The sequence below is a fragment of the Sphingopyxis sp. USTB-05 genome (assembly GCF_023822045.1).
Taxonomy (GTDB): Bacteria; Pseudomonadota; Alphaproteobacteria; order Sphingomonadales; family Sphingomonadaceae; genus Sphingopyxis.
In genome coordinates, this window is sequence record NZ_CP084712.1 from 3226683 (window position 1) to 3239068 (window position 12386).

The following is a 12386-nucleotide window of genomic DNA, read 5'->3' on the forward strand; positions in this document are numbered from 1 at the left end:
AAGCGTTGGGATGCTACTCAGTTGACCTGCAATCGCAGTCATGTCGCTCGTCGAAGCGGGGTTGTCCGCGGTGCTCTGCTGGATAGGGTGCCGCCGTCGCAACCGGGAGATCTGTCATGCACCGCACCATCGCCGCCGCCTTCTATGCCCTTGCGCTTGCTGCGCCCGCCGCTGCGGAGACGCTGCTCGTCGGCAACAAGGGCGAGGATACGCTGAGCGTCATCGCGCTCGCGTCGGGGGAGGAACTGGCGCGGCTGCCGACCGGCAAGATGCCGCACGAGATTGCGGTGTCGCCCGATGGCAAGCAGGCGGCGGTCGTCGCCTATGGCAGCACCACGGTCGATGTGTTCGATGTCGCGAGCCGGACGAAGGTCCGCACGATCGACCTTAGCCCCAATCAGCGGCCGCACGGGCTGCTGTGGCTGTCGGACGGGCGGCTGGTCGCGACGACCGAAGGCAGCGAGTCGGTCGCCGTGGTCGCGCCCGATGGCAAGCTGACGTCGATTTCGACCGGGCAGAAGGGCACGCATATGATCGTCGTCGCGCCCGATAATCGCACGGCCTATACCGCGAATATTGGGGCAGGGACGGTGAGCGTGCTCGACCTCAAGACCGCGAAGAAGCTGCGCGACCTGACGATCGGCGGCAAGCCCGAGGGGCTGGCGCTGACGAAGCGCGGGCGCGAACTGTGGGTCGGCGACCTCGATGCGCCGCGCGTGTCGATCTGGGATACGAAGACCGGCAAGAAAATCACCGAGTTGCCCGTCGATCCGGTCGCGATCCGGGTACTGGCGAGCCCCGACGGCAAGCTTGTCGCAACGAGCAATATCGCGAGCGGTACGATCAGCCTGTTCGACGCCGAAACGCGCGCCCCGCTGAAAACGATCAAAGTGTCGGGCGAGCAGGCGAAGGGGCAGGTCACCTTGTTGTTCAGCGCCGATTCGAAGCGGCTTTATGCCGCCGAGACCGGGCACGACAAGGTAGCGGAAATCGATGTCGCGAGCGGAGAAGTGCTGCGCCGGATCGCGGCGGGCAAGAATGGCGACGGGCTGGCGATCGCGCCCTAGGGCGTGACCCTAGGCCTTTTCGGCCAGCAATTTGTCGCGAAAGGCGGCGAGGCGCGCGACCGCCTCGTCGAGTATCGCGCCCTCCTTCGCAAAGCAGAGGCGCAGGATATTGCGCGGGCCATCGCCTTCGAAAAGCGCCGAGACGGGGATCGAGGCGACCCCGGCTTCGCGCACCGCGCGTTCACTGAACTCGCGGTCGGACAGCGCGATCCCCGATGCGGCGAGGTCGATGCACAGGAACCAGGTCGCGGCGTTGGGCAGCACGGCGAAACCTGCGGCATCGAGCGCGTCGCGGAGATGCTGGCGCGACGCGGCCCAACGCGCGCGCTGCGGCGCGAACCAGCTATCGGGCCGGCCCAGCCCCTCCGCCACCGCCCATTGCAGCGCAGGGGGCGTCGTAAAGGTCAGGAACTGGTGCGCGCGGCCAAGTGCCGTCGCGAGCGTGGGTGCGGCGCACATCCAGCCGGCCTTCCATCCCGTCAGACCGAATATCTTGCCCGCCGATCCGATCTTTACCGTGCGTTCGGCCATTCCCGGAAAAGACATGAGCGAGCGATGCGGCACGCCGTCGAAGCGGACATCCTCCCAAACCTCGTCGCAGATCGCCGAAAGGTCGTGCCGCACACAGATGTCGGCGAGCATCGAGAGTTCGGCTTCGCTCGCGACTGTACCCGAGGGATTGAGCGGGTCGTTGAACATCAGCACACGCGTGCGCGGAGTGATCGCGGCGGCGATCCGCGCTGCGTCGTAACGCCAGCCGGGCGGCGCGAGCGCGACCGACACGGGCACGCCGCCCGCGCGGCGGACCATCGGCGCGTAGCTGTCATAGGCCGGCTGGAACAGGATCACCTCGTCGCCCGGCGCGACCAGCGCGAGGATGGCCGCGGCGAGCGCCTCGGTCGCGCCCGACGTTACGTTCACCTGCTCGCGCGAAAGGGCGAGGCCCTGCCGCCGTGCATAGAAGGCGCAGATCGCATCGCGCAGTTCGGGCAGGCCGAAGGCGGGGGGATATTGGTTCGATTGTTCGGCGAGCGCGCGCGCCGCAACAGCGATCATGTCGGGATGCGGCGGCTCGTCGGGAAAGCCCTGCCCAAGGTTGATCGCGCCATGCGCCCGCGCGAGCCCCGACATATGCTCGAAGATCGTCGGCTCCATCGCGGCATAGAGCGGGTGGACCGAGCTCATGAGAGCAAAAGCCAGATCGACAGGCCGACCGGCGCGTCGGTGGGCGGCGCATCAGCGACATGGCGCACCGCATCGGCGCGCGCGCGATCGAGGATGGCGGCGGGAACGCGCGCCGGGTGGAAGATATGGTCGGCCTCGCCGAGCAGGCGCGCGGCGCGGAGGGTGAGGTCGTCGGGATCGGCGCTGGCGAGGCGGACGGTTTCGAGGCGCGATGGCTGGATCGAGGCGTCGCTCTCCAGCCAGGTTTCGACCCGATCGGCAGCCCCGGGATCGAGCGGGTCGAGCGCACCGCCGCTTGCAAGCGCCGCGTCGATCGCGCGGCGGCGGTCGGCAGCGGCGGGCCAACGTGCCTTCATGGCGCCGCGTGCCGCATGGAGCGCCGAAGCGAGCGCGCCGAGCCGGGCCGGGAGCAAAGCTTCGATCCGCTGGCGAACAGCCTTTGCGAGACCCGCCGACGCGCCGCCCGTCCCGATCGCGATCGTCACCGGCGCGCGGTCGACGATCGCGGGCGTCGTGAAATCGCAAAGGTCGGGGCGGTCGACGACGTTGACGAGCAGCCCGCGCGCGCGGAGCGCCTGCGCGGCGGCGCGTGCTTGCGCGTCATCGTCGAGCGCGACGAAGGCGATTGTGGCGTCTTCCCGCCACTCCGGCACGACCCGGCCGCCGGCGCGCGCGATCAGCCGCGCCTTGGCATCGGCAGCCTCCCCCTCCCCGACCAGCACGACCGTGCGGCCGCGGAGATTCAGAAAGACGGGGAACTGGTGCATCAGACGGTCCTGCCATTATTCGTCGGCCCGGGCGGCGAGCCTGGCGCGGATCGAGAAAGCCGTGCAGCTTTCACCGCAAATCCTTGTACCAAAAGAGCGCGACTTCGCCCTCATGGGGCCCGCCCGCGTAAAGCTTTTGGTCGAAGCCGCCCAGCGTGTAGCCAGCGCGGGCATAGATACGGCAAGCCGCCGGGTTATTCGACTGGGTTTCCAGACGGATCAGCTCTAAGCCCGTATCACGTGCCCAGACCTCGACCCTTGCCAAGAGTGCGGCCGCCACCCCGCGTCCCCGCGCCCAGCGGTCGACCGCAATTTCCGCAAGGTCCGCCATCCCGTTCCAGCATTCGCACATTCTGGCATAACCCAGGATCCGATCGCCCGATCGAGCGATGAAGAGCGCCTTGCACCCCGGTGCCACGCCATCCCAGTCGGCAGGATCCCAGTTATAATCCTTGCGTCGCGGCGAGACAGGATGGAGCTGCCGCGGGTCATCATATGGGAAAGCGATGGCCTGCGAAATGTCGAACGAAAAATCGCACGCGGCAAAATCGGCGGTCGGAAAATCGTCCACCTGGCTGATCTGCATCGGATCGGTCGGCCTCATATGCTTACTCTCGCCGACCGATCCGATATTTTCAACCTGGGTAGGACTTCGAAGACCCGCCTCAGTCGATCCAGTCGGGCACGCGCTCGGCGGCCATGATCGTGCCCGCGGTGATGCGGTCGGCGACGACGACATAGCGGTCGCCATCGACGAGCACCTCGGGCACCAGGCTGCGGCTGTTGTAGGTCGACGCCATCGTCGCGCCATAGGCGCCCGCGGTGCGAAACACGGCAAGATCGCCCGGTTCGACCTTGTCGGTGACGCGGTCGCGCGCGAAGGTGTCGCCGGTCTCGCACACCGGGCCGACGATCGACGCCGTCATCGTCTCACCGGTCGGCTTGACGGCAACAAAGTCGTGATAGGCGTCGTAGAGTGCGGGACGCGCGAGGTCGTTCATCGCGGCATCGACGATCACGAACGGGTTCGTCGCGCCGGGCTTGACCCAGAGAACCTCGGTCAACAGCACGCCGGTGTTGCCCGCGATAACGCGGCCGGGTTCGAACATCAGAGTGACGTCCCAATCCTTTGTCACCCGCGCGACCATCGCACCATATTCGGCGGGGCTCGGCGGATTGTCGTCAGCCTTGTACGGCACGCCGAGGCCGCCGCCGAGATCGACATGGGTGATGCTGTGCCCCGCAGCGCGCAGTTCGGCGACGAGTTCGCCCACACGCTTGAACGCCGCTTCGAGCGGTTCGAGGCTGGTAAGCTGGCTGCCGATATGCACCGCAATGCCGCGCATATTGAGCCCCGGAAGCGCCGACAGCCGGCCGAAGATTTCGGGTGCGACGTCGATACCGACGCCGAACTTGTTTTCGGCCTTGCCGGTCGAGATCTTGGCGTGCGTGCCCGCATCGACGTCGGGATTGACGCGCAGCACCGCGGGGGCGGTCATTTCCTTTGCGAGTGCGATCTCGGCGAGGGCGACACCCTCGGGCTCATGCTCGATGTTGAACTGACCGATACCGCGGTCGAGCCCCTGCGCCAGTTCGGCGCGCGTCTTGCCGACGCCCGAAAAGACGATATCCTCGGCCGCCATACCCGCCGCGAGCGCGCGTTCGAGTTCGCCGCCCGACACGACGTCAGCGCCATAGCCCTGCCGCGCGAGGACGCGCAGCACGCCAAGGTTGGGGTTGCACTTGATCGCGAAGGCGAGATGCTTCTTGGGCACGTCCTTCAGCCCGTCGCGAAACGCCTGTGCATGACGTTCGAGCGTCGCGCGCGAATAGACATAGACTGGGGTGCCGATTTCTTCGGCAATGCGTGGCAGCGGAATATCTTCGGCGTGCATCACGCCGTCCCGAATTTCAAAATGATTCACAAGTAGATCCTAAATATATGCGCCGTTTGCCCCGAGCTTGTCGAAGGGCCGTCCTTCCCCTTTCCGACGTTCAAGACGAACGGTGCTTCGACAAGCTCAGCACGAACGGAATGGAGGGCGGCTCCCGACTTCAATCAGCCCGGAGGCGGCAAGTCAAAATCGTCGGTTTCGCGTTGTTCGGATCGTTTGAGAAGTTCGTCGCTGCGCGCTGGCCGGGCCTGCGCGTCAGGCGTCGTAAGCTCCTCCGTTGTCGGGGCACTGGTGGCGCCGACGGGAATCACCGGTGCAGGCTGGCCTGCCACGGGCTTCAGATCTTCCCTGCTGCCGCACGCGCCGAGCAGCGCGGTTGCGGCGAACACAGTCATGATGAGGCGCTTGGTCGCCATCATATTTGTCCTTCGAGCGCCGCGCGGGCTGCGGCCACGGCCTTCCTTACCCCGTCCGGCGCCGTGCCGCCATAGCTGGTGCGGCTGGCGACCGATGCCTCGACGGTCAGCGCCGCGAGCACCTCGGGAGTGACCTCGGCATGGATCGCGGCGGCGTCCCCGGCGGGCAGCGCTGAGAGTTCGACGCCCAATTCCTCGGCGCGCTTCACGCAGGCGCCGACCACATGATGCGCCTCGCGGAACGGGAGGCCCGCCTCGCGCACCAGCCAGTCGGCAAGGTCGGTCGCGGTCGAATAGCCCGACGCGGCGAGCGCGCGCATGCGGTCGGTACGAAAGGTCAGCGTCTCGACCATCCCGGTCATCGCCGCCAGCGACAGCGCGAGCGCATCAAAGGCGCCAAAGACCGTTTCCTTGTCGTCCTGCAGATCCTTCGAATAGGTGAGCGGCAGGCCCTTCACGATCACGGCGAGCCGCTGGAACGCGCCGAGCAGCAGGCCCGCGCGCCCGCGCACCAGTTCGGCGGCGTCGGGGTTGCGCTTTTGCGGCATGATCGAGCTGCCCGTCGACCATGCGTCCGGCAGGCTGATGAAACCGAAGGGCTGGCTGGCCCAGATCACGATTTCCTCGGCGAGGCGCGAAAGGTGGATTGCGGCGATCGACGCCGACGCGCAGAATTCGAGCGCGAAGTCGCGGTCGGAGACGGCATCGATGCTGTTCGCCATCGGGCGATCGAAACCGAGCGCGGCCGCGGTGGCATGGCGATCGACCGGAAAACCGGTGCCCGCCAGCGCCGCGGCGCCGAGCGGCGATTCGTTGAGGCGGCGGCGCGCATCGGCGAAGCGCGAACGGTCGCGGCCGAACATTTCGACATAGGCGAGCAGATGATGGCCGAGCGTCACCGGCTGCGCGACCTGCAAATGCGTGAAGCCGGGCATGATGCTGCCCGCATGTTCGTCGGCGCGCGTCAGCAGCGCGGTCTGGATCGCCTGCAACCCCGCGTCGATGCGCTCGCACGCGGTGCGCGTCCACAGACGGAAATCGGTCGCGACCTGGTCGTTGCGCGAGCGCGCGGTGTGGAGGCGGCCGGCGGCTTCGCCGACCAGTTCCTTGAGCCGCGATTCGACGGTCATGTGGATGTCTTCGAGGCTGAGGTCGACGGGCACACCGTTCGCGGCGAACTCGTCGGCGATCTGCGCCAGCCCGCGGTCGATCACCACCGCATCCTCGGCCGCGATAATTCCCGCGGCGCCGAGCATCGTCGCATGCGCGCGGCTGGCCGCGATATCTTCTTCCCACAGGCGCTTGTCGACGGGAATCGATGCGTTAATCTCTTGCATGATCGCCGCGGGTCCGCCACCGAAGCGGCCGCCCCACATGCTGTTGCTATCCGGAGTATTCGCCATCCGCCGCGTCCCAAATCCGTCTCTTGCGATCCTCGCCATATTTCTGGCCGGATCAATCGCGGGCTGCGATAGGGAAAAGCCGCCGGGCGAGCAAGCCGCAGACGGCCAAGCAAATATTTCGCCCGGCCAAGCGAAGGATGGCGGCGTCGGCCATTTTCAACATCAGGTCGAGCGCACGGGCAAGGGCAAGGCGGCACCGACGGTCGGCTTTCGCGGCCCCGACGATGCGCCCGTCACGCTCGCCGACTTTCGCGGCAAACCGCTGCTCGTCAATCTGTGGGCGACATGGTGCGCGCCGTGCGTCGCCGAGATGCCGACGCTCGACGCGCTCGCGGCGAAAAGCGGCGATCGCATGACCGTGATCGCGGTGGCGCAGGATCTGAAAGGCGCCGAGGTGGTCGATCCCTGGTTCCAGAAAGCCGGCTTGAAGGCGCTGCAACCCTATGTCGATCCCGAGAACGGCCTGCTCGACGCCGCGAGCAGCGCGCTGCCGACCAGCATCTATTACGATGCCGAAGGTCGCGAAATATGGCGCGTTGTCGGCGCCATCGACTGGCAGGGCAAGGAAGCGCAAGCGCTGCTGGCCGAGGCAAGCCGCTGATACAAGAAAGGGCGGGTGCCCCATGACACCCACCCTTCCCTGCGACCCAGAGCAAGGCTCCGGGGAACTTGATCGAGCTTAGCCGCCGACCGTCACGCGGCCGCTGCGATAGCCCTTCTTGCGCATTTCCTTCACATAATCCTTGTCGGCATCGACGATTTCATTCTCCCACTCGTCCCACGCATCCCAGCGGTCTTCGCGGTCGGTGGAGTGGCGAAGGTCGCTCCGCAATTCCTTCTCCGCCTCCAGAATGTCGGCTTTGTAATTATACCAATATTGGTTCACGACGCCCGCAATCGGGGTAGTGCGGATATGCGGCGCCTCAAAGCCCGGCGGCATCGAGCCATAGGGCACGGCAGCGACGGCGGCTGTGGCGGGGAGAGCCACGAGAATAGCGAGGGTGGTCCATTTTTTCATCGTCCATCTCCTGATTGCCGGCCCGCTAGCGAGCCGGTCAGGTGAGTCAACGAAGCAGACCGCCCTTTTATTCCCGGCTTAACGGAGATTCGGCACGTCTGACGGTGGAATCGTAGATTCTCGTCATTGCGAGCGAAGCGAAGCAATCCAGTGGCGGGCTTGCACGCTCTGGATTGCCGCGTCGCCTTCGGCTCCTCGCAATGACAGGGATAAGCTTAGCCGGGATGCGATTCGTCGCCGACGCTGGATTTCAGCAGGCCGCGAAACACGTCCTGCGCGCTGCGTTTTCCCTGCGTCACGTCATAGACGTCGCGCGCAATCGGCATGTCGAGGCCGTAACGTTCGGCAAGCGCAATCACGGTCGGCGCGCTCTTCACGCCCTCGGCGACCATGTTCATGCCCGCGATAATCTCGTCGATCGGCCGCCCCTTGCCGAGTTCGACGCCGACATGGCGGTTGCGCGACAAGGGGCTGGTGCATGTCGCGATCAGGTCGCCCATGCCGGTGAGCCCCGCAAAGGTTTCCGCCCGCCCGCCCATCGCGACGCCGAGCCGGGTGATTTCGGAGAGCCCGCGCGTCATCAGCGCCGAACGCGTATTGTCGCCCGCGCCGAGGCCGTCGCCCATGCCGACCGCGATCGCGATGATATTCTTGAGCACTCCGCCGAGTTCGCAGCCGAGAAGGTCGGTGTTGGTGTAGACGCGGAACAGCCCCGAGTGGAACACGGGCTGGAGCGCGCGCACGACGATCTCATCCTCCATCGAAAGCACGCTAGCCGCCGCCTGCCCCGTCATGATTTCGCGCGCGAGGTTCGGGCCGGTCAGAACGCCGACGGGGTGGCCCGGAAGGACCTCCTCGATCAGCTCGGTCATGCGCTTGCCCGAAGAAAGTTCGAGCCCTTTGGTCAGGCTGATTACCGGAACCCACGGGCGCAGGTGGTTGCGCGCTTCCTCTAGAACGCTGCGAAAGCTGTGCGAGGGGACCCCCATGACCAGCACATCGGCGCCCGCGACGACCTCCGCCATGTCCGCGGTCGCACGGAGCGCCGAGGGCAGCTTGATGCCGGGCAGATATCGGCGGTTCTCATTATCGCTGTTGATGCCATCGACCGTCTCGGCATCGCGCGCCCAAAGCGTGATCGGCGCGTTGCGCGACACCACCGACGCAACCGTCGTTCCCCAGCTACCCCCGCCGAGCAGCCCCACTTTCAACCGCATCCCGCCCTCCCTGTTTTCGAAGAGAGACTGACGGCAGTTTCAATGCTTGGCAAGAAACTCGCGCTGTACCTCTGCGGTCGCCTTGGGATCCTCGATCATCGGCACATGCGCGACATGTTCGAAGATATGCGACTTACTGCCCACGATACCAGCTTCGAGCACCGCGACGCAGCTCACATCGATCAGCTTGTCGTGGCGGCCCCAGATGATCAGCGTCGGCACCTTCACACCGCCAAGCTGGTCGTTGAGCGGCTTCTGCTCCATCTCGTCGGCGATGATCCAGAAAATCTGGTCGAGCAGGTCGCGGTGTTTCAGCGCATCGGCATAGATGACGGGCTTGAGCCGCGCCGGCACATGCGTCGGCTTGCGGACGACGAAGGCGATCAGGCGGTCGGCATCCTCCAGATTGGCGAGCACGAGCGGATTATAGTCGCGCCCCGCCGCCAGCTTCTGTAGCTCGCTTTCGTCGGCGCCGATAATCCCGGCATTGTTCATCAGCGTCAATGTGCGCAAGCTGCCCGGATAATCGATCGCAAAGCGCAGCGCGATCCAGCCGCCCATGCTGTTGCCGCCAAGATGCGGGCGCTCGATACCCAGTGCGTCCAGAAAATCCTTGAGCCGCCGCGCCTGGCTGGTCACGTCGAAGGGCAGTTCGCGGTCGCGGTCATTCTCGCCAAAACCCGGCAGGTCGGGCGCGATCAGATGATAGTCGCGCGTCATCCACGGCGCATAAAAGGTCCAGTGATCCTTGTCCGCACCGAAGCCATGGACCATCACAAGCGTCGGCTTCGACGGATCGCCGCCCTCTAGATAGGGCCAGTTACGACCGCCCACCGTCACCGTTTTGCGCACCAACCGTGCGCGTCTGCGCATCAGCCAGCGCATCAGTTGCACAAGCTGTTCGGGAAAGAGGAAATAGAGGAGCGCGAGCGTGATGAGCGGCGCGAAAATTAGGACCAGCAGGATTTTCATGCCGCAGCCGGTCCCTTCACATGCGCGTCGAACCATCCGATCAGATCATCGAGCACCGCGTCGCGTTCGGGCTCATTGTAGATTTCGTGGAACAAGCCGGGATAGATTTCGAGGCGCTTGTCCTTCGATGCCACATTATCGAACAGATAGCGCGACCCAGCAGGCGCGGTGAGGCGGTCGGCCTCGCCATGCTGGATCAGGATCGGCAGGCGTATCTTCGGCGCATCGGCCTGCGCGACCGCCATTGCATCCATGAATTCCTTGCCGAGCCGCGCGCCGATCTTGCCGGTGTAGACGAGCGGGTCGGCCTTATAGGCCTCAACGACCAGCGGATCGCGGCTGACGCCGTTTGCATCGAGCGACAGCACGCCGAGGCGCGGGAAGAAGCGCGCAAGGAAACGGCTGATCCAGACAGTGAAGCGCGACGGCGGTTCGGCGGGCAGAATTGCGGGTCCCGAAACGGCGGCGGCGAGAAACGCCTGCTGCCGTTCGACGAGGAACAAAGTCGCGATCAGTCCGCCCATGCTGTGGCCGAGCAACAGGCGCGGCGTATCGCCATGATTGATCTCGACGAGCGTCAGAAGTTCGGTCATGCCGTCGAGAAAGGCAGAAAAGCGCGGGACGAAACCGCCGTCGCCGTCCGAATTGCCGTGACCCCAATGGTCGACCGCATAGATTGCATAGCCCGCGTCGGTCAGGCGCTTTGCCACATATTCATAGCGCCCGGCATGCTCGGCATAACCGTGCGCAAGCAAGACCACCGCGCGCGGGCGCCCCTCGGGCAGCCAGTGGGTGACGTGAAGCTTTGCGCCCGCACCCGCGGATTCGGCCGGCAGGATCACCGCTCCGCTTGTCATATCAAATCCCAACCGTTCGCCCTGAGCTTGTCGAGGGGCCGTTCTTTCTTTCAGCGTCGCCAAAGGAAATACGGTGCTTCGACAAGCTCAGCACGAACGGGCAAAAGGGCAGTTCAAAGTCTCGACGCATCTAGCGAACCGCCTTTTGCAGCGCGGCGCTGCGGTGGCCGGGGCCGTCGTCACCCGCCTTGTCGATCTTCGCCAATATGGCTTCGAGCGCGCGGCTGATTGCGGTCTGGGTACGCACCATTTCGACCTTCGGCCAAGCGGTGCGCTCACCCGTATCGATCAGTTCGTCGATATCTTCCTGTCCCAGATCGCTCAAAATCTTGGTCGGCGACCAGAATTTGGGCGGGCGGATGATGTTGATGTCGCCGGTATATTCCTGATTGATCACCGAACGCGCCATGTTGGCGATGCTGTTGAGCGGCGGCACCCATTCGAGCGGCTTCTGGAAGATCACCATATTTGCGTTGAGCCACGCCCGGAAGGTCGTCATCGACGCGTGCTGAATCGCCTCGATCGGCGCCATCTGCTTACGCGTGTCGGTCGCGAACGGCAGCGCGATCGGGTTCGCCTGGCTGACGATATGGTGATTGACCCCATAGAGTCGTTCGAGCCGCTTGGTCGGAATGTCGTGCGTCACCGAACCATCGACCCAGCGCCGATCGGGCTGATAGGGTACGCGGTTGCCCGCATCGTCACGCGCCATCAGCATCACCGGCGGGAAGACTCCCGGCACCGCGCACGAAGCGAGCACCGCCTCGCGGATCAACACGTTCGGCGCGGTGATCGCATTCAGCAGCCGGCCGTTCTGATGCTTTTCGGCGGGCGCGACCGAAACGTTGAGGTGCCGCCCGCTGACCTCATAGGCCTCCTGAAAGGTGAGGTCGGGGATCAGGTCGGCGAGCCGCGCGCGGACCTCGTCGGGTGCAAGACGCCGCCCCTCCGGATCGCGGTCGGGATTGGCGAGGCGTTCGCTTTCCAGGAAAGCACCGATGTCGGCATTTTTGCGCGTGCAGACGACTGCGGCGACGATCGACCCGCCGCTCGCGCCCGACATGATCGCGGGCAACACACCCTCTTCCCACAAGGCCTTTACGACACCGATATGGAAGAAGAGGAAGCTGCCCGAGCCGGAGAGCAGCAGCGCCGAGCGGCCATAGCAATGTTGCGCACGGCGGAAGAAATCGCGCTTCTCGTCGCGGCCGATGCTGCGCGCGGCAGCAATCTTGTCGAGCGAGGCGACGACCTCCGCGACATAATCCTCGATCAGCTTTTTCGTGCCGAAACGCGCCTTCTGGTACAGCCGTTCGTGTCCCATGCCGTCGATATTGCCGTGAATGCCCTCGTTCAGGACAAAGAGCAGCCCCTTGACGTCACCCGCGGCGGATAGCTTGCGCAGCTTTTCCAGCCGCGCGCGGATCGCCTTATAATCGAAATGCTTGCTCTCATCGGCGGCGCGCCATGCCGACATCCCCGATTTGCGGTCATGTTCCTGCGCCGCTTTCGACCAGGCGGCATAATCGGTTGCGGTCACAAGATCGCGATCGGCGCTGAGCGTCGGGGTGAAAAGCATTCGGTAATCC

At 65.2% G+C, this 12386-nt stretch carries 13 protein-coding genes; 2 read left to right on the top strand and 11 right to left on the bottom strand.

The genetic code is table 11. From position 1 onward, the window contains the following. Nucleotides 1-116: 116 nt before the first annotated feature. Nucleotides 117-1067 (top strand): beta-propeller fold lactonase family protein, encoded by a 951-nt coding sequence (locus KEC45_RS15015; protein WP_062177233.1) that lies wholly within the window; start codon nucleotides 117-119, stop codon nucleotides 1065-1067. A 9-nt stretch (nucleotides 1068-1076) separates the two neighbouring features. Here the strand turns inward: KEC45_RS15015 and KEC45_RS15020 are convergent, their stop codons facing one another. The 6 genes from KEC45_RS15020 to argH all read right to left on the bottom strand — a co-directional run bounded on the left by KEC45_RS15020 (nucleotide 1077) and on the right by argH (nucleotide 6706). After that, nucleotides 1077-2252 (bottom strand): aminotransferase, encoded by a 1176-nt coding sequence (locus tag KEC45_RS15020; RefSeq protein ID WP_062177230.1) that lies wholly within the window; start codon nucleotides 2250-2252, stop codon nucleotides 1077-1079. After that, on the bottom strand, nucleotides 2249-3019 hold the full coding sequence (locus tag KEC45_RS15025; protein ID WP_062177228.1) for a bifunctional precorrin-2 dehydrogenase/sirohydrochlorin ferrochelatase: 771 nt from the start codon (nucleotides 3017-3019) through the stop codon (nucleotides 2249-2251). Before KEC45_RS15025 ends, KEC45_RS15020 begins: the two co-directional genes overlap by 4 nt. 70 nt (nucleotides 3020-3089) lie before the next feature. Beyond that, complete coding sequence (locus KEC45_RS15030; protein ID WP_062177225.1) at nucleotides 3090-3623, bottom strand: GNAT family N-acetyltransferase; 534 nt, start codon at nucleotides 3621-3623, stop codon at nucleotides 3090-3092. Nucleotides 3624-3684: 61 nt separating this feature from the next. Beyond that, complete coding sequence (lysA, locus tag KEC45_RS15035; RefSeq protein ID WP_062177222.1) at nucleotides 3685-4944, bottom strand: diaminopimelate decarboxylase; 1260 nt, start codon at nucleotides 4942-4944, stop codon at nucleotides 3685-3687. Between the two features lie 134 nt (nucleotides 4945-5078). Beyond that, on the bottom strand, nucleotides 5079-5330 hold the full coding sequence (locus KEC45_RS15040; protein WP_062177219.1) for a hypothetical protein: 252 nt from the start codon (nucleotides 5328-5330) through the stop codon (nucleotides 5079-5081). Next, complete coding sequence (gene argH, locus KEC45_RS15045; RefSeq protein WP_062177216.1) at nucleotides 5330-6706, bottom strand: argininosuccinate lyase; 1377 nt, start codon at nucleotides 6704-6706, stop codon at nucleotides 5330-5332. The genes KEC45_RS15040 and argH overlap by 1 nt, the downstream gene beginning before the upstream one ends. On the opposite strand from argH, the gene KEC45_RS15050 reads away from it, so the two are divergent. Beyond that, nucleotides 6705-7334, top strand: a complete 630-nt coding sequence (locus KEC45_RS15050) for a TlpA disulfide reductase family protein (RefSeq protein WP_062183435.1) — start codon at nucleotides 6705-6707, stop codon at nucleotides 7332-7334. The genes argH and KEC45_RS15050 overlap by 2 nt on opposite strands. Nucleotides 7335-7412: 78 nt before the next feature. On the opposite strand, the gene KEC45_RS15055 is transcribed toward KEC45_RS15050, so the two are convergent. The 5 genes from KEC45_RS15055 to KEC45_RS15075 form a co-directional block, all read right to left on the bottom strand. Then, nucleotides 7413-7751: a hypothetical protein gene (locus KEC45_RS15055; RefSeq protein WP_062177213.1), complete on the bottom strand. Its 339-nt coding sequence runs from the start codon at nucleotides 7749-7751 to the stop codon at nucleotides 7413-7415. A 215-nt stretch (nucleotides 7752-7966) separates the two neighbouring features. Next, the gene (locus KEC45_RS15060; protein ID WP_062177212.1) at nucleotides 7967-8968 is read right to left on the bottom strand and encodes an NAD(P)H-dependent glycerol-3-phosphate dehydrogenase; all 1002 of its coding nucleotides are present in this window, start codon (nucleotides 8966-8968) and stop codon (nucleotides 7967-7969) included. A 39-nt stretch (nucleotides 8969-9007) separates the two neighbouring features. Continuing rightward, nucleotides 9008-9940, bottom strand: a complete 933-nt coding sequence (locus KEC45_RS15065) for an alpha/beta fold hydrolase (protein ID WP_062177209.1) — start codon at nucleotides 9938-9940, stop codon at nucleotides 9008-9010. Further along, nucleotides 9937-10797 (bottom strand): alpha/beta hydrolase, encoded by an 861-nt coding sequence (locus tag KEC45_RS15070; RefSeq protein WP_062177207.1) that lies wholly within the window; start codon nucleotides 10795-10797, stop codon nucleotides 9937-9939. The genes KEC45_RS15065 and KEC45_RS15070 overlap by 4 nt, the downstream gene beginning before the upstream one ends. 130 nt (nucleotides 10798-10927) lie before the next feature. Further along, the gene (locus KEC45_RS15075) at nucleotides 10928-12376 is read right to left on the bottom strand and encodes a DUF3336 domain-containing protein (protein ID WP_062177205.1); all 1449 of its coding nucleotides are present in this window, start codon (nucleotides 12374-12376) and stop codon (nucleotides 10928-10930) included. Between the last annotated feature and the right edge of the window lie 10 nt (nucleotides 12377-12386).